23 protein-coding genes are annotated in these 21,496 nt (G+C 61.9%); all 23 read right to left on the bottom strand.

Annotated elements, in window-relative coordinates; genetic code table 11:
• Positions 1-10: 10 nt before the first annotated feature.
• Positions 11-277, bottom strand: a complete 267-nt coding sequence (fliQ, locus tag EKH55_RS01325) for a flagellar biosynthesis protein FliQ (protein WP_069459473.1) — start codon at positions 275-277, stop codon at positions 11-13.
• Positions 278-435: 158 nt separating this feature from the next.
• Positions 436-867: a flagellar hook assembly protein FlgD gene (flgD, locus tag EKH55_RS01320; RefSeq protein WP_069459474.1), complete on the bottom strand. Its 432-nt coding sequence runs from the start codon at positions 865-867 to the stop codon at positions 436-438.
• Positions 858-1,307, bottom strand: a complete 450-nt coding sequence (gene flbT / locus EKH55_RS01315; RefSeq protein ID WP_069459475.1) for a flagellar biosynthesis repressor FlbT — start codon at positions 1,305-1,307, stop codon at positions 858-860. The genes flgD and flbT overlap by 10 nt, the downstream gene beginning before the upstream one ends.
• Positions 1,304-1,651, bottom strand: coding sequence for a flagellar biosynthesis regulator FlaF (gene flaF, locus EKH55_RS01310; RefSeq protein ID WP_069459476.1), 348 nt, complete (start codon positions 1,649-1,651; stop codon positions 1,304-1,306). The genes flbT and flaF overlap by 4 nt, the downstream gene beginning before the upstream one ends.
• Before the next feature lie 37 nt (positions 1,652-1,688).
• Positions 1,689-2,741: a flagellar hook-associated family protein gene (locus tag EKH55_RS01305; RefSeq protein WP_069459477.1), complete on the bottom strand. Its 1,053-nt coding sequence runs from the start codon at positions 2,739-2,741 to the stop codon at positions 1,689-1,691.
• 2 nt (positions 2,742-2,743) lie between these two features.
• Positions 2,744-4,162 (bottom strand): flagellar hook-associated protein FlgK, encoded by a 1,419-nt coding sequence (flgK, locus tag EKH55_RS01300; protein ID WP_151610834.1) that lies wholly within the window; start codon positions 4,160-4,162, stop codon positions 2,744-2,746.
• Positions 4,163-4,183: 21 nt separating this feature from the next.
• A complete protein-coding gene (locus EKH55_RS01295; RefSeq protein WP_069459479.1) occupies positions 4,184-5,398 on the bottom strand; it encodes a flagellar hook protein FlgE in 1,215 nt (404 codons plus the stop codon).
• Between the two features lie 86 nt (positions 5,399-5,484).
• A complete protein-coding gene (gene rem / locus EKH55_RS01290; protein WP_069459480.1) occupies positions 5,485-6,156 on the bottom strand; it encodes a transcriptional activator Rem in 672 nt (223 codons plus the stop codon).
• A gap of 270 nt (positions 6,157-6,426) precedes the next feature.
• Entirely contained in the window at positions 6,427-6,993 is a 567-nt protein-coding gene (locus EKH55_RS01285; protein WP_151610833.1) for a transglycosylase SLT domain-containing protein, read from the bottom strand.
• Positions 6,929-8,368 carry a flagellar hook-length control protein FliK gene (locus EKH55_RS01280; RefSeq protein ID WP_069459482.1) on the bottom strand — a complete coding sequence of 480 codons (1,440 nt, stop codon included), beginning with the start codon at positions 8,366-8,368 and terminating at the stop codon, positions 6,929-6,931. The genes EKH55_RS01285 and EKH55_RS01280 overlap by 65 nt, the downstream gene beginning before the upstream one ends.
• On the bottom strand, positions 8,365-9,861 hold the full coding sequence (gene motC, locus EKH55_RS01275; protein ID WP_151610832.1) for a chemotaxis protein MotC: 1,497 nt from the start codon (positions 9,859-9,861) through the stop codon (positions 8,365-8,367). The genes EKH55_RS01280 and motC overlap by 4 nt, the downstream gene beginning before the upstream one ends.
• 5 nt (positions 9,862-9,866) lie before the next feature.
• Positions 9,867-11,105: a MotB family protein gene (locus EKH55_RS01270; protein WP_151610831.1), complete on the bottom strand. Its 1,239-nt coding sequence runs from the start codon at positions 11,103-11,105 to the stop codon at positions 9,867-9,869.
• Positions 11,102-11,752, bottom strand: a complete 651-nt coding sequence (locus EKH55_RS01265) for a hypothetical protein (RefSeq protein ID WP_151610830.1) — start codon at positions 11,750-11,752, stop codon at positions 11,102-11,104. The genes EKH55_RS01270 and EKH55_RS01265 overlap by 4 nt, the downstream gene beginning before the upstream one ends.
• Positions 11,753-12,324: 572 nt before the next feature.
• Positions 12,325-13,290: a flagellin N-terminal helical domain-containing protein gene (locus tag EKH55_RS01260; RefSeq protein ID WP_069459484.1), complete on the bottom strand. Its 966-nt coding sequence runs from the start codon at positions 13,288-13,290 to the stop codon at positions 12,325-12,327.
• Positions 13,291-13,613: 323 nt separating this feature from the next.
• Positions 13,614-14,783 (bottom strand): flagellin, encoded by a 1,170-nt coding sequence (locus tag EKH55_RS01255; RefSeq protein WP_069459485.1) that lies wholly within the window; start codon positions 14,781-14,783, stop codon positions 13,614-13,616.
• Positions 14,784-15,030: 247 nt separating this feature from the next.
• Positions 15,031-16,200, bottom strand: a complete 1,170-nt coding sequence (locus EKH55_RS01250; protein WP_069459486.1) for a flagellin — start codon at positions 16,198-16,200, stop codon at positions 15,031-15,033.
• Between the two features lie 349 nt (positions 16,201-16,549).
• Positions 16,550-17,287, bottom strand: a complete 738-nt coding sequence (fliP, locus tag EKH55_RS01245; protein ID WP_069459487.1) for a flagellar type III secretion system pore protein FliP — start codon at positions 17,285-17,287, stop codon at positions 16,550-16,552.
• A gap of 7 nt (positions 17,288-17,294) precedes the next feature.
• Positions 17,295-17,783: a flagellar basal body-associated FliL family protein gene (locus tag EKH55_RS01240; protein WP_151611924.1), complete on the bottom strand. Its 489-nt coding sequence runs from the start codon at positions 17,781-17,783 to the stop codon at positions 17,295-17,297.
• Positions 17,784-17,827: 44 nt separating this feature from the next.
• Positions 17,828-18,538, bottom strand: coding sequence for a flagellar basal body L-ring protein FlgH (gene flgH / locus EKH55_RS01235; RefSeq protein ID WP_069459489.1), 711 nt, complete (start codon positions 18,536-18,538; stop codon positions 17,828-17,830).
• Positions 18,535-19,074: a MotE family protein gene (locus tag EKH55_RS01230; protein ID WP_151610829.1), complete on the bottom strand. Its 540-nt coding sequence runs from the start codon at positions 19,072-19,074 to the stop codon at positions 18,535-18,537. The genes flgH and EKH55_RS01230 overlap by 4 nt, the downstream gene beginning before the upstream one ends.
• Positions 19,071-20,186, bottom strand: coding sequence for a flagellar basal body P-ring protein FlgI (locus tag EKH55_RS01225; RefSeq protein ID WP_151610828.1), 1,116 nt, complete (start codon positions 20,184-20,186; stop codon positions 19,071-19,073). The genes EKH55_RS01230 and EKH55_RS01225 overlap by 4 nt, the downstream gene beginning before the upstream one ends.
• Complete coding sequence (gene flgA, locus EKH55_RS01220; protein ID WP_151610827.1) at positions 20,183-20,689, bottom strand: flagellar basal body P-ring formation chaperone FlgA; 507 nt, start codon at positions 20,687-20,689, stop codon at positions 20,183-20,185. The genes EKH55_RS01225 and flgA overlap by 4 nt, the downstream gene beginning before the upstream one ends.
• Positions 20,690-20,707: 18 nt before the next feature.
• Positions 20,708-21,496 carry a flagellar basal-body rod protein FlgG gene (gene flgG, locus EKH55_RS01215; RefSeq protein WP_069459492.1) on the bottom strand — a complete coding sequence of 263 codons (789 nt, stop codon included), beginning with the start codon at positions 21,494-21,496 and terminating at the stop codon, positions 20,708-20,710.

The raw sequence follows: 21,496 nt of genomic DNA, 5'->3' as shown, positions 1-21,496 counted from the left end.
CCCCGACCGATCAGAACCCGGATTGGATCCGCGAGAAGATGAGGTCGGTGAAGATGGAGATCTGCGCGCCGACGAAGGGCGCCGAGAGCGCCGCAGTCGCCATCACCGCCAGGATTTTCGGGACGAAGGTCAGCGTCATTTCCTGAACCTGGGTCAGGGCTTGGATGAAGGCGATGACGACGCCGACCACCATGGCGGCCAGAACCGCGGGGCCCGAGGCGACGATCACGGTCCAGATTGCGGCCTGCACGATGTCGAGGGCGTCTGCTTCGTTCATTCGGATGGTCCTGTCAGGAGCCGTTTCGAGATGCCGCGACTTGCGCTTCCGATCAGGCGGCGTGGAGTGCTGATTGGAAGAGGATCACAGCACCGTCGATTCGCGTCAAGCGGCGCACCCCTGTTCCAACAGCGGTCGACGCCCCGCCGCCTTATATATTAATCCGACGATGTGCTCGAAACCGTAATGCCGGTCTGGATGGCGATCTCCTTGCCGGTCGTCGTGATCGCCGTGACACCATCGGACGTCACTTCGACCTGGGCGACGATGCCGCTCGTCTGACCGTCGCTGCTGGTGATCGTCTTGCCGATATAGGTCGAGGCCTGCGTCAGGGATTCGCTTGCCAGCAGGCTCTCGAGGTTCTTGTTCGTCTTGATCGTCTGTTCGACCTGGGAGAAGGTCGCAAGCTGAGCAATCTGCTCGCTCGCATCCATCGGGTCGGTCGGATCCTGGTTCTTCATCTGCGCAACCAGAAGCTTGAGGAAGCTCTGGTAATTCAGGGTCGCATCGGTCGCATCCGCATTGCTCGTCGAAGTTGAGCTCGGCGTGTTGGTCGTCGAAGTGCTCGACGTGACGCCGCTTACCGCCATGGGGCAATCTCCCTGCGGATATTCTCGACGATCTGAGGCGCCATCTCCTGCTGGTTGAGGATACGGTCCTCTATCGGATAGAGGGCGCGGATCGCCTTCAGTGCCTCGAAGGCGCGGCCCTGCGTGACAAGGCCGTCGATGCGCTTCAGTTCCGCCAGCACTTCCTCGTTCTTGAAGCAGGTCAGAAGCATCACGACCGACTTGCGGAACATGGCTGTCGACTGTTCTGCCCCTTCGGGATTGATCAGGATCATCTGGCCGATGAAATAAAGCTGCCTAAGCGGCGTCGTCGCATCTTCCGGCTGCAGGACATGATTTTCCAAGAGGAAGGTGACGTCGTTCAGGAATTCGACCGCAACCTTGCGGTCAACGCGAAGCACCGCGCCGTTCACAAAGATTCGTTCGCCCGACTTCAGCGAGATACGCAGTGTGCTTTTCATTTCAGTCCATCCCTGATGATGGTGGTGATGTCGATAATACCTTGGAAATTGGAGGATTCGCGCCTGCGGATCTTCTCCATTTCGTTCAGAATCCAGATCCCGATGGAAATCAGATTGGCGCGCAATTCGGCGTCCAGCTGGTTGTCGGGGGTGCGCAGGTCTTCGATGAAACGTATCCAAAGGCGCCGTGTGAAATAGATCGCCTCGATTGCCTCCCTCGCATATCCCTTCTGCTGCTTTGCCGCCTCCAAAAGCGCGATCGAGCGGTTCAGGACCTGTTTCTCTCGATCCTTGGAAACGGCTACGCCTTCCTCCATGATCTCGGCGTATGCAAACTGATACATTCAGACATCCTTCATGCTTGTCCTTATCCTCTCGTCATCAGAGGAAATTTATCAAATTCAACTGCTGGATCCGCGCTGTCAGCGTGTAGGATGTCTCCATCTGCGTTAGCAAAGTGTTCATCCGGGTCGAGGCCGCGTAGGCGTCGATACCCTCGAGGTCGGTGATGTGCGTGTTGATCAGGTTGATCTGAACCTCAAGCGAGGTATTGGCCTTTTCTACGCGCGCTTCAGAGATGCCGAGCATGCTGCGCTCGGCGGTGATGTCGGTGATCGCCTCAGCGACATAGCCGATCGCCGCTTCGCCGATATAGGTGCGCACCTCGGAGCTGATATCCGCGTCCATGAGTTCCGACGCGATCACGCTGGCAAGAGCGAACTTCCGGAAGCCGTCCGTCGTCGCGTTCGTCGAGCTTTGAATCACCTCACCCGCGCTGATGCGGCTGGTCATGTTCTGGCTCGAGGATTGAGACCAGTCGGCAGCCCATTGGGCGTCGTCGTCGTACAGCGGGGCCAGCGTGTTGGTGATGAAGTCTTCCATTTGCGCCCGGGTGAAGTCGCTCATGGAACCGATGCCGTTCGCCGTCATGTAGGCGGCAAGTTCGGCGTCGAAGGTCGCCTTTGCGGACGAGGCGGTAGCATTGTAGTCTTCGAAAGGCATCACGTCGGTATTGATGCCCGCAAAGAGAAATTCGCCATTGAAGGACGTGTTCGCGGCCGCCGTGAACATCGACATCGCGCTCACGATTTCGCTGTTCTGGACCGATAGCTGGTCCACCGAGTCGTTGCCCTTGAAGGTGACGAGCGTGTTGCGCAGTTGCTCGGCGGCTTGCGCCATCAGCGAGAGCGATTCCTGCGACGCAGCGAGCCTCTGGGTGACGATCGCGTTCGTGTCGGTCAGGGTTTCGAGGCGCGTCAGCTCCCGCCTCAGGCTGACCGAGCGTTCGGTGGAGGAGCCGAGCGCGACGCCGACATCCGCAAGCCGGCCCGTCGATATCTCCGTTTCGAGCTTCAGCAGTTCCGTCTGACCCTGCTGAATGGTCAGGCGCATGGCATTTTGCACTGCCAGGTTTGAAACGAAGGATGTCTTCATGATTACCTCACGGCTTCCAGAAGGGCCGCCATCATGGCGTCCACGGTACTGATCAACTTGGCCGATGCCTTGTAGGATTGCTCCAGATCGAGGAGCAGCGACATTTCCTCGTCGATGCTGACGCCGGTCACATTGCCGAGCGCCTCTTCGGTGCGCGCCAAAAGCGCCGTCTTGTTCTCGGCGGCTGCGGAGGCAGCACTGCGGATCTGCTCGAACCAGCCGATCGATGCCGCTGCGAACTCCATGATCGAGCTCGTGCCGTCGAGCCCCGTCGCCGCATCGAACGTCATGTCGGTGTCCATGGCAGCGATGTAGCCGTCGAGCAGGTCGGTATAGCCCGACGCACCATCCGCGTTTGAGACGACGCCGTTGAAACCGCCGTCGCGCAGCAAGAATGGATTCGACTTCGCAAGCGGATTGACGATCAGGGAACTGGCCATGCCTGCTTCGATCGTGCCGGCGGCAGGAACGTTGCCATCCGCCCAGGTGAAGAGCCCGGGAGAACCGCCTTCCTGGAAGAGTTCGACCAGGCCGCGCGCCATCTCGTCGAGCTGCGACTGGAAGGTCGGCGCGATGTCGTCGCGCAGTTGCAGCAGGCTCGCAAGCTTGCCCTGCGCCGTCGTATCCGCACCCGAGCCGGCCGAAATCGGCACGCCGTCGACAAGGATGGCGTTGCCGGTGGTGGTGGCGCCGTAGGCCGAGGTCGGCGTGAAGCTGACTTGCCGCGCCAGGGTTTCGAAGAGAACGGTGCCGCCGGTTGTGTAGATGACGGTGTCGTTGTTGGCTCTGGTGACCGTCGAGATGCCAACCAGTTCCGATATCTGTTTCAAAAGCTTGTCACGGTCGTCGAGCGCGGCGGTCGTATCCGTTCCGGCCGCCGTCGCGGACTTGACTGCATTGTTCGCGATCTCGAATCGTGCCAGCAGCGCATTCAGGTTGTCGACCGCCTCGGCGATTTGCTTGTCAGCGCCGAGACGCAAGTCCTGAACGGCCGCAGACGTATTGCTGATCGAGTTGGCGAGATCGGTTGCATCTGCCACCACGGTTGCGGCCAGGGTCGAATTGCCCGGCGTCGAGGCGAGGGTCTGCAGACTGTTGCGGAAGGCAGAGAGATAGGTCGAGGGCGCCGTCTCGTAGTCGTTGCCGCCGAGCGCGGATTTCAGGATTTCCAGATCGGCGAGCAGGCTGCTCTGTGCGGATGACTGCGAAATGCTGGCGAGGTTCTGCTTGAATAGCGCCTCGTTCTGCGCGCGGTAGATCGAGACGATCTGAGCGCCGCCCGCGGTGGTTCCCAGCATGGCCATGCGGCGCGAGTAATCCGCGTTGCTCGCATTGGCCACGTTCTTCGACACCGTGGCCGTCTGCTGCGCCGTGGTGCTGAATGCTGACTGTGCGATCGCGATTGCGGAGGACAACGACATGCTGGGACCGTCTTCTTGGTATTACCGCTTCAGATTCACGAGGACTTCGAGCAACTCCGAGCCGGTCTGGAAGACCTTGGAATTGGCCGTGTAGTTGCGCTGCGATTCGATCATCGAGGTCAGCTCATCAGCGATATCGACGTTGGAGCTCTCGAGCGCGCCGGAAAGAATGGTGCCGAAGCTGCCGGAGCCGGCAAACCCGGTAATGATGACGCCGGAATCAACGCCTTGCGAGTAGACGTTGCCCGACTGCGGCACCAGCTTGTCGGGGCTCTGGACATTGGCAAGCGCGATTCGGTAGCGCGGCTCGAGTTCACCGTTGGCATACTTGATATAGACGACACCGTCCGAATCGATCTGGTAGCCTGAAATCTTGCTCGGCGCGTTCCCGTCGATCTTGCCACCGTCAGGCGTGAAGGAGGTTCCGAGCTGGGTCGTCTTGGAGAAGTCGATGTCGATATCGTTGAGAACGGCGCCAGTCCCGGCGATCGGGCTGATCGCGCCACCATTGAGTGTCAAGGTCGCCGGCGAGGTGGTCAACACGCCGTCGGCGTCGAAATCCAGGGTCGCGGTGCCGAGAGACGTGCTCGACGTCCGGTCGATGATCTCCAGTTCCCACTGGTTATCGGCAAGCTTCTCGTAATTGAAATCCAGGATGCGCGTGTTGCCCTGGCTGTCGTAAACGATGAGCGAGGTCGTGAATACGTCGCCATTAGCGGCGCCTGAGGGCAGGTTCGCACCCATCAAGCCCGCGGTCGAGCCGGTCGCCGTCAGGCCTTCCGAGGCCAGATTGACCTTGGTCAGACCATCGAATCCGTTGACGACGACGGTCGGGTCGACGCCGGCCTGGTATTCGTAGCCCATCAGCGTGAAGCCGGCTGCATTGACGAGATTGCCCTGGTCGTCCTGGACGAAGGCTCCGGCGCGCGTCAGGTATTCCTGGCCATTGGCACCCTCGACGATGAAGAAGCCGCCGCCGCTTATCGCAAGGTCGCTGGCCGAGCTCGTATAGGTCGTCGCCCCCTGGTCGGCAATGCTGTAGCGCACCTGGGTCTGGACGCCGCCGGAATTATAGGAGCCGCTGCTCGACGGCAGGATCATCGAGGAGAATTCAGTCGATGCACGCTTGTAGCCGACCGTGCTGGAATTTGCGATGTTCTCAGCCACCGTGCTGAGGCGGTTGGCCTGGGCGTTCATGCCTGAGACGCCCGTTCTCATGGTACCATAGAGACTCATTTCGATCCTCGTTTCCTGCTTCTTCCGGAGACTAGAAGCCCGGCCTTGCGTGAACCTGTATTGGTTGGATTTCCCGCAGTTCGGCCTCAGGTCCAGTCGATGCAGTAGCCAAGGAAGCGCTTGGAATCGATCGGGTCGAAGCCAAGCTTCTTGCGCAGCTTCTTGCGCAGCTTGCTGATATGGCTCTCGACGACATTCTCCTCGACGTCCTCGTCGAAGATGCCGTAGATGGCATTGAATATCTGCGACTTGGAGACACGGCGGCCGCGATTGGCGATGAGGTATTCAAGGATGCGCCGCTCACGCCGCGGCAAGGCGAAGACCTCGCCGTTGATCTCCGGGTCGCGTCCGTCGGCAAAGACACGAATGGCGCCGATATCAGTGTAGTTGGCGATTGCCTTGAGGCGCCGGCGGATCGCCGCAACACGCGCGAGGATCTCCCTCGGGTGAACCGGCTTGCGCACGACGTCATCGACGCCGCAGTCGAACAGCGCCAGCGTGGTCTCGAGCGACGGCGTGTCGCTCATGGCGATGACGGGAGCCTCGGAGCGGTCACGAATGGCACGCGGCAAGGCCATCGCGCTTTCGCCCTGGCCGATCAGGAAGGCCTCGACCGCATCGATGTCGGAATCGGCGGCCGTGCTCACCCATTCGCCGAATTCCTTCGGATCGAAGCCCGTCGAGGGAATGCCCTCGCGCCCGAACAGGGACGTATAGCCCTCCTTCACAAGCCCTCGTTCATCAACCACCACGATCATTCGTCCGCCTCCGAATCAGTATGGGTGTCTCACTGGTTGAGAGGTACGAATCGTGGGATTCACGAACAACTAGATAAAATTAAGGGGGGTTTTTAACAATTGATTAAGGAAAGGGTGCCGATTTGATCTATATCTAGTAGGCAATTGTTAACCATGCCACTATCGTCGCGTGGAAAAGTTAACGCCATGCGACAAAAGTCCTTGCAGTCACAATCTCTCCGCATTGTGGCCACAATGAGGAACGAACGTCAGAAATGCAACTGTTGATTGTTATTTGCAGAACTGCGCCGCATTCGGCGTCCACTTGCCGTAGCCGGTCGCAACGAGATTGGCGATGACGCGGCAGACATATTGCTTTTGCGCCGGATCGTTGTTCGGCCCGGCGTGGTAGCGCGCAACGGCCATCGTCCAGCTCTCGTGCCTGGCGCGCAGGGTGGACAGGAATCGGGCGGCGTATTCGACATTCCGGCGCGGATCGAGCATTTCCTCCGGCGAACGGAAATGCTCGCCGTGAAAGTGATAATTGATCTGCATGCACCCGAGATCGATGAGCTTTGCGCCATGCGCCCGCGCCGCGTCGAATTGTGCCAGAACGTCCCGTGCGCTGCTTCCGAAATAGGCCTTGCCCTCGACATTCATCGCATAGGGCTGAAGGGATCCCTTGCGGCCGGTCTCCGCCAGGCCGACGGAATAGAGAATTCCGGTGGGAATGCCATATTTCGCAGCGGCGGCGACGATTTCACCTTCACAGGCGCCCGCGCTCGCCAAGGCGCTACATGTAGACGTAACCAGCGCGAGCGCGCTCAGCGCCAGTCGACGCATCATCCGTTCCGTCATTGCCTGTCCACCTCTCTGCCGCGGCGGCCTGGCTGCCGTCCTGCCGCTGACGTCCTTCGCCATTGCCCTCACCGGCCCGCTCGCGCCCGGATTGACCGGAACCGGCCTGCGCCTGCGAGCCATTGCCGCTCGACGTGTCGCCGCCGGCACTGAGCGTGATGTTCACCTGGTCGACCGCGAAGCCCTGGGCGCGAAGGGCTCTCACCATCTCGCCCTGGTCGTCGCGCAACTGCCGATAGGCGTCGCCCGTCTCCACCTTCAGTTCGACCTGGAGTTCGTCGTCCTTGAGGCGCAGCGTCGCCGTAACCGTGCCGAGGTCGATTGGGTGCATCTGGATCTTCAGTGTGTTCAGGGTCTTGCCCGCCTGGCCCAGCGCCTCCGGCTGCGTCAGGGAAAGGCTCGACTGGAGCGCCTGCACCCATTCGGCGTCACCGGCGATCGCGCTCGTAACCGACGCCGAATTCGGGTTCATGGCCACGCCAAGGTAGCGGCGGGCTTCCAGGACGGTAATCGCTTCGGCTCTGGCTGCCGGGGATGATCCGCCGCTCTCGACGGCAACATGTTCGCCATCCGCTGAGATATTCATGGATACCGCCTGGCCCTTGCCATCGGCGCGGGCGAAGCGGAAAAGCTGGTCCGTCGCGCCGTCATCGGAACCGTTGGTCGCCGAATGATCGTCAGCCGTCGCGAGTTCGCCCGCGTCGATCTTCGCTGCATGACCAGCCATGTTACGCTCTCCCGACATACGGGTCGCCTTGCCTTCCGCCGGAACACTCGTAGCCGCCTGCACTGGTCCACCAAGCAGGCCCAGGAGGTCATTGACGGCGCCGGCCGTGGGCTCGGAGGAAGCGGTGCCGGCGTCCGGCGCTTCGTCGTCGACGGCATCGCCCCTTTCGGCGCTCACCGCCGCCTGATGCGCTTTCCCGCCCTTTGCGGCTCCGGTGCGACCGGGCGCTTCGTCCTCGACGGCCGCGCCGCGTTCCGGTATCATCCCACCCGCCAGTTGCTGCAGGCGGGTCAACGCCTTCTGACGTGCGTTGGCCACCTGCGGTTGCCCGTCCTGGGAAGGGGTCTCGTTGACCGCCGCCCCGAGGCCGTCGCTTGTCCCAACGGCGTCGCTTGCGGCCAGCATGGCCTTGCCGCTTCGATCGAGCACCACATCCGCCGCCAGTTGCGAATCGGTCGCTGCAGCGTCGGCGGCACTCTGAGCCGAGTCCGGCGCCGCCTTCTGCCCCGGCCCTTTTTTCCGGGCGGCATCGACGACCGCGGTCTCGAAGGCGCCCGCTTCGCCCGGGCGCTGATCCCGGCCGCCCTGCCGCGAACCGGAGCCGGAGACGGCGGCGGGAGCGCGCAAAGTCTCGTTAAGAGGGTTCATGGTCCTTCCTCCTCCAGGAGCGCATCGATCTCCTTGATCCTCGAGTGCCGATCGGCAAGGAAGCCGTCGAATGCCGGATCGGCCGGCGCGGCCGCTTGATTGGGCACGTCCGCCTCGGCCGGCACGGCAAAGGGGCTCATGCCGCTTCCGGTCTCCTCCGGCTCCGGCGCGCCTTCTTTGCGAAAGTGCACTTCCGCTGTAGCCGGGGATGCTTGCGCGGGACTTACATCCTCTGGTGGTCGAACAACCGCATCGGCAATCGCCTTCGCTGCCTGCCGCAGGGCGCGGTCGCGCTGCGAGAGCCTTTCCTCCGGAATGGCCGCGATCGTCTGCGCAGCAGCGAAGACATCCGCCGATGGAACGGCGGCGAGCCCCTGATAGAAGCTTGCGAGCAGCTGCGATTGCGAACCGCCGACCCCGACCAGTTCCTCGGCGCGCTGGGACGCGAGCAACGCCAGCGGCTGGCGGCCGGCGATCGCCGCCCGCCGCGCAATGCGCAAAAAGATCTCGCGCTGGCGCGGCGGATCCATGAAGCCAAGGACCTCGTCGACCCGCCGCTCGGCCGCCTCACCGAAGTGGACGACCGCCAGCTCGACAAAGACATCGGCGAACTGGCTGGCATAGGGCGATGTCAGATAGCGTCGGGCATAGTTCAATGCGTAGCGAAACCCTTTTTCGGGATTGCCAGCCTGTGCCGCCAGCGCCACGGAGCGGCGAAGCGCCGCCTCCTCGATAATGGACCCGGGCGCCGTCAGGCGCGCCCAGTCGTAATATTGCATCGCGGCGACGGGATCCTGCTGCGACGTGGCGTTGCCGAGGATCAGGAAAAGATAGGGGCCGATGCGGGAATTGCGGTATTCGGGCGCGGCCTTGGAGAGCTGCTCGACGATCAGCGGTCCCTTGCCGCGCAGATATTGCCGCAGGGCATCGCTGACGCGGGTGTCGAAGTTCCCCTCGACGTCGCGGTCCGTCAAGAGGTCCAGCGTTTCCGGATTGCCGCCGCTCATGACATAGACGAGCGCCGCATCGACGTTGCGGGGGTCACGGAACAGCGCCTGATCGGCCGTGCGCAGTCGCCTGTCGATTTCACCCAGGATAAAGCGCTGCATCTCGCTCGCGGAATGATCGCCGAGCACGACCGAATCCTGGATATATTGCAGCGACCGGATCATCTTGAACGGTGCGAGGTCTTGCCCCTCATTCGCCCGTGCGGCGCCGGACGCAATCGGCACAATGAGTGCCGATGTCACCAGAATGACGCGCAATAGGACATTCGCGGGAAAACCCACGAATGTCTTATTGGATTCTTTTGTCTGACGCAGGTTCTCATCGGAAAACCGTGGGACACTTTTCCCGAACCTGCTCTTTGTCTGACGCAGGTTCTGATCGCAAAACCGCTGCACACTTTTGCGGAACCTGCTCTTTGTCTGACGCAGGTTCTCATCGGAAAACCGCTGCACACTTTTGCGGAACCTGCTTAGCCGTTTCAGCATCGCGTTCAACCCTGCCCCGACTGCAACAGGATTTCGATGCGGCGGTTGGCCGGCGCGTAAGGATCATCCGGCACCTGCAGGCGTCGGTCGGCAAAGCCGCTGATCTGGCCGACGCGCTCTTCCCTGAGACCGCCGCGCACCAGCATGTAATAGGCGCTTTGCGCGCGCGCCGCAGACAGGCGCCAGTTGTCATAGGTTCCGTCCTTGTAGGGACGGCCGTCCGTATGGCCGCGGATGGCGACGGCCCCCCGGCGCGTGGCGAGGAGGCTGCCGATCTTCTCCATGGCAAACACGAGTTCCTTTTGCGGCACGGCGGAGCCGACGGAAAACATCGGCGCATCCGACTGCTCGCTGATCGTCACCAAGAGACCGCCCTCGGTCGGCGACACGACGAGCCCCTCGAGCAGCCGCCCGGCCTCGCCGCCGACCGCCTTCTGGATTTCCGCCTTCAGCGCGTCCGCTTCCTTCTGCTTCTCCTGCTCTTTCTGTGTCTCCTGATCCTGCGCCTCTGCTTCGCCCTTGGCAGCTTCCCCGTCATCGGTGGGTGTCTGTGCGGTCGCGGCCGTCTCGGCGGGCGTCTTGCCGTTCATCGATTCCGAGACGTCGTCCTGCCCCAGCGCAGCTTCCTGCGCCTCCGCGACGTTGCTCTTCTCGGTATTGCCGGCCCGCTTGACTTCGACCTGCTTGGTCCAGAAGTCCGGATCGAACGGATCGCGATAGGCTTCGCCGCCATCGGCGCCGGTCGACGGGCCCGACTGAGCCGCGCCACCCTCGCCCTTGACGCTGATATTGGCCTGTTGGCCGACCTCCTGCGCGATCTCGGAAAGAACGGAATAAGGGTTCTCGAAGAAATCCGCGTCCGAGTATTTGGTCTCTTCGCCGGAGGTCGCCGTCAATTGATCGCCGGTCTTGGCCGAGCCGCCGGATTTCGACTGCTCGCCTTCGGCCTTTGAACGCTGCTGCTTCTCTTCGCCCTCGGCGTCTTTCGCCGGATCCTTCAATCCCTTTTCGGAGGGTTTTTCCTGGGTCAACTGCACCGGATTGAAATAGGCGGCGATCGCCGCCTTCGTTTCCTCGTTGGCGGCGTTGATCAGCCACATGACCAGGAAGAAGGCCATCATCGCCGTCATGAAGTCGGCATAGGCGATCTTCCAGGCACCGCTGTGATGATCACCCTGGCCGCCGCTGGAACGCTTGACGATGATGATCTCGTTCTTGCCGTTATGATGGCTTTCATTGCTCATGCCAGAACCTTCCGGACGGTATCGGACCAGGCGGCAATCCTGGTCACTAGGATGGCATCGCCGAATTCGACCGTGACGTCGACATCGGCAGACTCCACGTGGCGGAACACCATCGTGTCATCGGGCAGATGAGCCTTCAGCGCCTCGAAGAGGGCAAGCGGCCCCTTGACGCTTATCGCCAGATCCTCGCCGGCGGCGGTTCCCTGCCGGATGAGGTCTGCGAGATTCTCTATGGCGCGGTTGAGCAGCGCGTCTTCCATGACAGGCGCCAGCACGCGCGCCGTCTGGTCGCCGAGGGCGAGCGCCAGCCGCTCCGTCATTTCCAAAAACTGGGCGGCCACATTTCGCGCGGTATCCTCGTGCAGGCGCCGGGTCACGGCAGCCAATTCCTCCGCATGGCGGGCCTTCAGTTCGGCGATTTCCCGCTGGTGCTCGGCGACGAGTTCGCTCGTGGCTTCGGTGCGACCCTCTTCGAAGGCCGCACGGCGCTCGGCATCGATGTCGATCTCGGGCATGGCGGGCCTCGCAGCGGTCTCGCCGTCGGGAAAGCCCCCATCGAGATCCGCAAAATACTTCGGCGGCATCCGCGTGAGCTCGATCTTCGGCGCGCTGAAATCCTTGAGGTAGCGGGAAAGCGATGCGCTCATGGGCGCCTCCCCTGCCCGCACGCGAAAGCCGACGCGCACCGCCGGTCCGGCAGAGGCTGCCTCATGGCCCGGAAATCCAATGAGCATGACACGTTTTAAATGTCTCCTTCGGTCCCGATCGCCCGAGACAGCGACAGGACCAACATTCTCGATCAGCATCGGCACGCCGGGGCGTACCCAGGCTGACCGATGCCCGCGGCGGCGCAAAACCATCTTGGCCGGCAAGCATCCGATGCGAGGAAAGGCTATCCGGTCAAACTTGTGCGAAAATGAAGGTGTTGGACCGCGCCAGGGCAATAGCGCGGCCCAACCGGCTCCCGCCGCGCCGATGACCGGCGGCACGGCGGAAGGAAGGGCTGGAATCAGGTTCGGGGTTGAGGCCTGTGCAAGACCCCTCCCCAACCCCTCCCCACAAGGGGGAGGGGCAGGAGTTTGCCACGCCCTCAGCTTCATTCAGCCTCTCTCCCAGCAGCAACGGCGGAGAGGAACGAAGCGGGAGCGGCCGATGAAGCCCCTCCCCCTTGTGGGGAGGGGTTGGGGAGGGGCCTTGCCTTCTCCCCTCGTCACACCCCCTACTGCTGGAACAGGCGCAGTATGTTCTCCGAGTTGGTATTGGCGATCGAGAGCGACTGGATGCCGAGCTGCTGCTGCGTCTGCAGCGCCTTCAGCCGGGTCGATTCCTCGTTCATGTCGGCATCGACGAGACGGCCGACACCCTTGTCGATCACGTCCATCAGATTGGCCACGAAACCTTCCTGCATTTCGATGCGCTTGGTGATCGCCCCGAGCGTCGAGGCGGAATCGGTCAGCTGCTGGATCAGATCGTCAACGACGCGGAGCATGTCCGTCAGTTCGTCGTCCGTCGTCGAATCATCGATCGCGATTTCAGTAGCGCCCGTGGGGATTGTCCCGACCGCGAGCAGGTAATATTCGCGCGCCGTGCCGGTCGTGTCCGGATCGAGCGCATCCGCGTCCACCGCCTTGGTGAGCATCCCACGACTTGCATCTTCGACATCCACGAGAACGGATGTGGACGTGTCGTAGTCGAGCTTCGCAACCGTAACGCTGCCGTCGGCGCTGCGGTTGAACGAGGCGACAACCGATTTCGTGCCGATTGCCGCCGTCGCGTCGTTGTAGAGCCAGTTCTCGCCGGAGAAGGAGGCAGACTGGGCGGCCGAAACCAGCTGACTTTTCAGCTGGGTCATCTCCGAGTTGATCTTGTCCTTGTCGACGCCCGGCTCCTGCGCCGCGACGAGCTTGGCCTTGATCTCGCTCATGACCTCCACGACGGTGTCGAGCCCTGCATAGAAGGTGTCGACCTTGGCGGCACCCAGGCCGAGCGCGTCATGAACGGTGTCGAGGGCCGAATTATCGGAACGCATGGTCGTCGCGATCGACCAGTAGCCGGCGTTGTCGGCCGCCGTTTCGACGCGGTAGCCGGAGGAAATCCGGGCCTGGGTCACTTCGAGATTTCTGTTGATCGCGCGCAGGGTCTGCAATGCAGCCATGGCGGCTGGATTGGTCAAAATACTGGTCATTGGTGTTTGCCCTGTAGGGGAAAGGAGCATCCGGCCAAGCGCCGACGACGACGGTGCGGCGTCATGCGCGCTGGCGCCTTTTTGCCCTGGGCGGCCAGACCGTCGTCCCTAACAAAGCGTTAATGGGCAATGGTTAACAAATGGTTAACGCGATTAATGGATGGTTAGGATGCATGAAGAATGGGTTAAGGGGCGAACGTGTAAAGAGCCGACGGGGGCGACGGACTGGCGCATGCCCTTTGCTGCAACACAAGAAACCGCGCCTCTTGCGAAGCGCGGTTTCGATTTCGATGAGAGGGAATCTATCCCGATGCCTGATCCGATTAGCGGAAGAGTGTGAGGATGTTTTCCGAAGAGGTGTTGGCGATTGACAGGGCCTGGATCGCGAGCTGCTGCTGCGTCTGCAGGGCCTTCAGGCGGGTCGATTCCTCGTTCATGTCGGCATCGACCAGGCGGCCCACGCCCGAGTCGATCGAGTCGGTCAGATTCGATACGAATTCTTCCTGCAGATCAATACGCATACCGATCGAGCCGAGGTCTGCGGCGGCACTGGTCATAGCCTCAAGCGCGTCATCGACCATCTGGATGAGCTGGTCGAGTTGCCCGTTGGTCGTGCTCGAGTCGATGGAGAGCGTAGAAACGGATGCGGTTGTGACCGTGCCCGGCACGGCGGTTGTATCGACTGCCCAAGACGTCGTGCCGTCGTCGTATGCAACTTCCTGCGTGGCGACGCCCGACTGGTCGACGGCGGCAACCCAAACGTCGTCAGCGACCTTGACATAGCTGAGCGCGCCGCCGGTGGCAGAGTTACCGGTGAAGACGCTGCCGGTGTCGGCGATAACGTCTTCGATCGTGTACGCAGCGACCGTGTAGGCAGACGTAACGCCACCGACATTGATGTTCAGCGTGATGCTGTCGTCTTCGATCGAAGTGAGGGTGTCGAGAATGGCGGTGTCGCCGACAGTGTCGAAAAGAACCGTCGATGCGCTCAGATCGTAGTCGACCTTCTTGACCGAAACATTGCCCGAGTCGTCGCGAACGAAAGAGGCGACGATGCTCTTCGTAACCGTACCGGAGCTCAGGTCAGTCTGCAGCCAGTTTTCGCCGGAGAAAGAAGCTGCTTCGGAGATACTGACAAGTTGGTCCTGAAGCTGAGCGATTTCTTCCTGGATCTTGTCCTTGTCGACGCCGTCTTCGGTGGCGGCAACGAGCTTGGCCTTGATTTCCTTGACGACTTCGATGGCAGAGTCCATGCCGGCGTAAGCCGTATCGACCTTGGCGGCGCCGAGGCCGAGCGCGTCCTGGACGGCCGAAAGCGCCATGTTGTCGGAGCGCATGGTGGTCGCGATCGACCAGTAGGCGGCGTTATCGGCGGCTTCGCCGACGCGCAAGCCGGAGGATACGTGAGCCTGCGTCTCTTCCAGGTTGGATCCGATCGAGCGCAGGGTCTGGAGCGCGGCCATGGCCGCGATATTGGTCAAAATGCTAGTCATAGGATGGTGCCCCTTGATGGCTGATTGGGAAAGGGACATTCCGGGTCGCACCGGGAACGGCGATCAGCATCATGCCGGTTAAGCCTTTGTTAAAAAAGACTAAACCCGCCGTTTCGATGATGCCATCTAACCGCAATATGGTTAACGAATACTGAAGCAAATCCAGAAATGCGGAGACCGCGCTCGTTGCCGAGCGCGGTCCCTGCAAGCCGGTCTGCGCGGGTCAGCCTCCCGCACTCGGCGACGATTAGCGGAACAGCGAAAGCACGTTCTGCGAGTCGGAGTTGGCGATCGAGAGGGCCTGGATGGCGAGCTGCTGCTGGGTCTGCAGGGCCTTGAGGCGGGTCGATTCCTCGTTCATGTCGGCGTCGACGAGGCGGCCGATACCGGATTCGATCGAGTCGCTCAGATTGGAAACGAATTCGCTCTGCATGTCGATTCGCGAAGAGATCGAGCCAAGCGAGGCAGCGGCGCTGGTCATGGAAGTCAGGGCGTCATCAACCATCTGGATGAGCTGGTCGAGCTGACCGCTGGTCGTATTCGAGTCGATGGATAGCGTAGAGACGGATGCGGTTGTGACAGTACCCGGTGCAGCCGACGTGTCGACTGCCCAAGACGTCGTGCCATCGTTGTATGCAACTTCCTGCGTAGAGACGGTCGACTGGTCGACGGCAGCGACCCAGGTGTCATCAGCTACCTTGACGTAGCTGAGCGCACCGCCGGTGGCGGAATCACCCGTGAAGACGCTGCCGGTGTCGGCGATAACGTCTTCGGTGGTGTATGCAGTAACGGTATAGGCAGACGTGACGCCATCGACGTTGATGTTCAGGGTGATGCTGTCGTCTTCGATCGACGTGGCGGCATCAAGAATGCCGGTGGCGCCGGCCGTATCAAAGAGGACGCTCGTCGTGCTCAGATCGTAGTTGACCTTCTTGACCGAGACGTTGCCGGAGTCGTCGCGAACGAAGGAGGCAACAACACTCTTCGTCACCGTGCCCGAGCTCAGATCAGCCTGCAGCCAGTTCTCGCCCGAGAAGGATGCGGCATCAGCGATGCTGACGAGCTGGTCCTGAAGTTGGGTGATTTCTTCCTGAATCTTAGCCTTGTCGACGCCGTCTTCGGTGGCGGCCGTCAGCTTGGCCTTGATTTCTTTGACGACTTCGATGGCCGATTCCATACCGGCATAAGCAGTGTCGACCTTAGCGGCGCCGAGGCCGAGGGCGTCCTGGACGGCGGAGAGCGCCATGTTGTCGGAACGCATGGTCGTCGCGATCGACCAGTAGGCGGCGTTGTCGGAAGCGGAGCCGACGCGCAGGCCGGAGGATACGTGAGCCTGCGTTTCTTCCATGCTGGAAGAAATCGAGCGCAGGGTCTGCAGCGCGGCCATTGCGGAGGTGTTGGTGAGAATGCTCGTCATTTTCGTTTGTCCCTTACGAAATACGGATTGGGGGGACATACCGGAGTTCGTTACCGGTCACGGCGATCCGGCCTCATGCCACTCGGCTCCGCTCAACTCGTGAAGGACGCCAAACCCGTCGTGTGAGGACGAAACTCGCAGCCATTCATTGCCAAGTACTTAATCGGGGGAAGCTGGAGAGGCGCGGACCGCGTTATGGTTAATCAGGCGTGAAAACTTATGGTTAACGCAATGTTACGGGGACCGGGAGGCAGCCCGTCCTGCCGAGGGAGCCGCTTATTAAGGCTACTCGCGGCACTGACGCCCCGTGGCTTCCTGTAAGGATGAGGTGGAGGTGGCAACGGCCCCCTCACGTAAACGAGCGCACCAAACTCCCGATAAGCAGGTTCCAGCCGTCGATCAGCACAAAGAAGAGGATCTTGAAGGGAAGCGAGATCGCCGTCGGCGGCAGCATCATCATGCCCATGGCCATGGTGATGGTCGCGACGATGAGGTCGATCACCAGGAAGGGCAGCATGATCAGGAAGCCGATCTCGAAGCCGCGGCGGATTTCCGAGATCATGAAGGCGGGCACGACGGCGCGGAGATCCACCTGGTCGTTGACGACGACCGTCTGGCCTTTCTCGCGCGCGATGTCGATGAAGAGCTGCAGGTCCTTGTCGCGGGTGTTGGCGAGCATGAACTTGCGGAACGGCTCCGCGACGCGTGGCATCGCCTCGGTTTCGGTGATCTCGTTCTTGAGCAGCGGATCGATACCCGTGCGCCATGCGCTGTCGAAGGTCGGCGCCATGACATAGAAGGTCATGAACAGCGCCAGCGACACCATGATCATGTTCGACGGCGTCGTCGCCAGTCCCATGCCCGAACGCAGGATCGCGAAAGCGATGACGAAGCGCGGGAAGCTCGTCACCATGATCAGGATACCCGGAGCCACCGAAAGGACGGTCAAGAGGCCGAACGTGCGGATGATCCAGGAGGCCACCGAACCGTCGACGGGGGTATTGAGGATATCGGCAGGGAAGCTCTGCGCCCCGGCAATTCCCGACATCGCCATCATGGCGACTATGAACGCAGCAATCCGGAGCATCAGCGAATCATTGAATGACGAAGGTTCTGAACATCACATTCGTTACGCGCCCGTCGGAGCGCAGGTCAACCCGCTCCTGGATGTCATCCCGGAGATATTGAAAGCCGCGCGGTCCCTGGATCTGCTGCAGCGATACGGTCTTCAGGTAGGCCGCGATATCCTGGTGGATTTCCTCCGCGAGCGCGACGTCGGGGGCGCCGTTGAACTGGAGAGCCACTTCGAGGCGAATCCAGTTCTCCGAAGGATAGGCGAGGTTCGTCGTGATCGGCTCGAGCTCAACGATGCCGTTCTCCTCGGTGGCGAGTTTCGGCAATCCCTCGGCGCCGGTGGCCTCCGGCGACATTTCGGCCGTCTTCCCGGGCTCCGGGGGCGGCGGCGCAAGCGCGACGCCGGCCAGCCACCCTCCGCCGCCTGCCACGAGCGTCAGCACCGCGACGACGACGATGGTCATGATCTTTGACGGAGATTGGGGCTGCTTGTTTTCAGTTTCTTCCATCATGACGTTCCGTTGCGATCGTTCCGGCGCCCGACACCTGGTACTCAGATCGGCGAGATCAGATCCATCACCTGCTGGCCATAGGGCGGCTGCTGCACTTCGGTCAGGCGGCCGCGGCCGCCATAGGAGATCCGCGCCTCGGCGATGCGGTCATAGGAGATGACGTTGTTGGCATCGACATCCCGTGGCCGGACGATCCCCGCAACATTGAGGATGCGCAGTTCATGGTTGACGCGCACTTCCTGCGAGCCGCTGATCAAAAGGTTGCCGTTCTCGAGGACGCCTGTGACGACCGCGGCGACGAGCAGTTGCAGCTTTTCGGACCGCTCGGTTTTGCCGTCCCCTTGGGTCTTCGTGTTCGAGCCATATTCCAGATCGCCGGACCAACCGAAGTCGCTCGTTTGCGATTCGCCGCTGGCACCGAGGTTGAAGCCGCTGGAATTGGTGCGGCTGCGGTCGGTCTCGTTACTGAATTTTGCCTTATCATCAATGCGGATATCGACCGTCAGGATGTCGCCGACATTGATCGCCCGCGCATCCTTGAAAAGCGCCGCCTGTTGATCGTTCCAAAGGGAAAAGCCGTTGGTGATCTGATGCGGCTGCTTCGGATAAGCGGCGAGTTGCGGCGTCTGGGTGTATTGCAGGCCGCTGCCGATCGGGCTCATCGATGGCGCCTGGCCGATCTCCTTGAAGGCCTGGCTCTGACATCCCGCAAGGAGGCCGACGGCCAGGACGGCCGTGAATTGCTTTCTCATGACGGTTCCTTCGAGGTGTTCGGATCGCTGGCGCTGGAGATGATATTGGTAAGCACTGCCGCCTTTTCGTCACTCATCTCGCCGAGGATCAGCGAGGATTGGCGCGCCGGCAGCCTCATGACGATCGCCGCGGCGATTTCCGGGCGCACCATTTCGAGCTTGCCGGCGGCATCGTCCGGCTTCATCGCCTTGTAGATGTCGACGAGACCAAGCTCGGCCTGCTTGAGGAAATCGTTGCGGCGCTTCAGCCAGTCCTCATATTCGGCCCGGCGTTGTTCGAGTACCGAGATGCGCTCGTCGACGCTTACTTTCAGCGTTTCCAAGTCCTTGCGCTGCAGCAGGTAACGCTGGTCGCGCGCGGCATCGGCAATATTGGTGCAGAACTGCTGGATTTCGTTCGCCGTCGCGTTTTCGGCGGGCGGTGCCGTGACGTCCTGGGCGAAGGCGCCCGGCATAGCGAGCATCAACGCCCCGCAGGCCGACCCAAAAGCCAAGCGCCGTGACTTGCGAATGAAATGGAAGAGATCTGCGGTCATTGCAGCACAAGCTCCGCCTGGAGGGCTCCCGCCGTTTTGATGCTCTGGAGGATCGCGATGATCCCATCCGGCTTGACACCGATGCTGTTGAGACCGGCCACGAGCGAGCGCAGGCTGGAGCCGTTGAGGATCGCCACCGTGCCGCCATCCGCCTGCGCCTCGATCGTCGTGTTCGGCTCCACGGCGGTCTGGCCGCGCGAGAAGGGCGCCGGCTGCACGACCGTCGGCGTTTCGGTCACCTGCACCGTCAGCGTGCCATAGCTGACCGCAACCTCGGAAACGCGGACGTCTTGGCCGATGACGATCGTGCCCGTCCTCTCGTTGACGACGACACGCGCCGGCACGTCGGTTTCGATGACGAGATTCTCGATATCGGCCATCAGGCGCGCGAGATCGGCCATTTTCGGCTTCTGGACCAGCACCGACTGCGAGTCGAGCGCCTCGGCGATGCGTCCGCCGAACTGCGTCGCGGCGTAGTTGTTGATCGCCGCAGCCATGCCGACGGCCGTGGAAAAATCCGGATTGCGCAACTGCAGGACGAGGTTGAAGCCATCCTTGAACTTCGCCGGCAATTCCCGCTCGATGACGGCACCGTTCGGCACGCGGCCAGCCGTCGTGACACCCTGCGACAGGCTCGCGGCATCACCCTGGGCGTTGAAGCCGGTCACGACGATCGAGCCTTGGGCGACCGCGTAAATCTGGCCGTCGGCGCCGGAAAGCGACGTCATGACCAGCGTGCCGCCGCGTAGCGAGGTCGCGTCGCCGAGCGAGCCGACCGTCACGTCGATACGGCTGCCGGGGCTCGCAAAGGGTGGCAGCGTGGCCGTTACCAGGACCGCAGCGACGTTGCGCGTCCGCGACTCGCCCCCTTGGGTCGAGATGCCGAGATTTTGCAGCATCGCGCGGATCGACTGTTCCGTGAAGGGCGAGGACCGCAGGCTGTCGCCCGTCCCCTGGAGCCCGACGACGAGGCCATAGCCGATGAGCTGGTTGTCACGCCCGGCCTGCAGTGAAGCCACGTCCTTGATGCGCGAGGCGCCGTGCGCGAAGGTCAGCGTCGCCGCAAAGGCGACGGCGAAGGTCAACAGCCACTTGCATGCCCGGATCGTCATTTCGCCACCACATGGATCGTGCCGTCGGCCATGACGGTACCCGAAACGATGACGCCGGTATCGACATTGCGCGCACGGATGAGGTCGCCGACAGCCGCGTCCTGGAGCGGGGAACCGGTGGCGGTGATCGTCAGTCCGCCCTTGCTGAAGACCAGCAGGGCCTTGGAGCCGCGCTCGACCGCATGTTGCTCACGCAAGGCCGATGCGAGGATAACCCGTCCGGGAAGAAGGGTCCGTTTCGTGACCTTGCCGTCCACCTCGTCGAGCGAGCGCGCATAGCCGTCCGTGATATCGGGATTGGTCACGTCGACCACTTCCAGCATGCCGGCTTCCAGCGTCTCGCCGGGATAGATCGTCTGCGTCGGGATGACGGCTGTCGGTCGTTCCCCGGCGGCAAGCGCCGGCGACAGAAACGCGGCGATCGCAACAAGGCCGATGGCCTGCGCCCGAAGCACGGCGCCGCTTGCGATTGCTGCCCTTGCGGCGGACTGGCGAAACGTCATGTTTGCCTCCTGCTTGCGTTACCTGAGGTTCTTGCTCACCGTGGCCGCCATTTCGTCCGCGGCCTGAATGATCTTGGAATTCATCTCATAGGCCCGCTGGGCCGAGATCAGGTCGGTGATTTCCTTGACCGCATCGACGTTCGAGGACTCGAGATAATTCTGCTTGATCTGGGCATAGCCCGGATCGGCCGGCGTGCCGACGATGGCTTCGCCGGAAGCGGGCGTCTGGCGGAACAAGTTCTCGCCCATAGGCTCGAGACCCGCTTCGTTGACGAAATTCGCGATCGTCAGCTGGCCGATTTCCTGAAGCTCCGTGTCATTGCCGATGCGCACCATCACCTGACCAGAGGACGTGAAGACGATCTCGCTCGCATCCTGCGGCACGGTGATGCCGGGGACGACCGTATAGCCGTCGATGGTGACCAACTGCCCGGTGGCGTTGGTGTTGAAGGCGCCGGAGCGGGTATAGACCGTCTCGCCGTCCGGCGTCTCGATTTGGAACCAGCCACGGCCGACCAGCGCCAGGTCGTAATTGTTGCCGGTATTGACGAGGCTGCCCTGGATATGAAGGTTGCGCACCGCCGATGTCTGCACGCCGAGGCCGACGATCGCGCCTTCGGGAACGATCGCCTGGTTCGAGCGGTTCGGCACGCCCTGGGCGCGCTCGGTCTGGTAGAGCAGGTCCGAAAACTCGGCGCGCGCCCGCTTGTAGCCGGTCGTGTTGATGTTCGCGATGTTGTTGGCGATGACTTCGAGGTTCAGCTGCTGGGCGTTCATGCCCGTGGCGGCGATGGAGAGAGCCTTCAT

This window comes from Sinorhizobium alkalisoli (assembly GCF_008932245.1).
Lineage (GTDB): Bacteria > Pseudomonadota > Alphaproteobacteria > Rhizobiales > Rhizobiaceae > Sinorhizobium > Sinorhizobium alkalisoli.
This window is presented reverse-complemented; position numbering and strand designations above follow the sequence as displayed.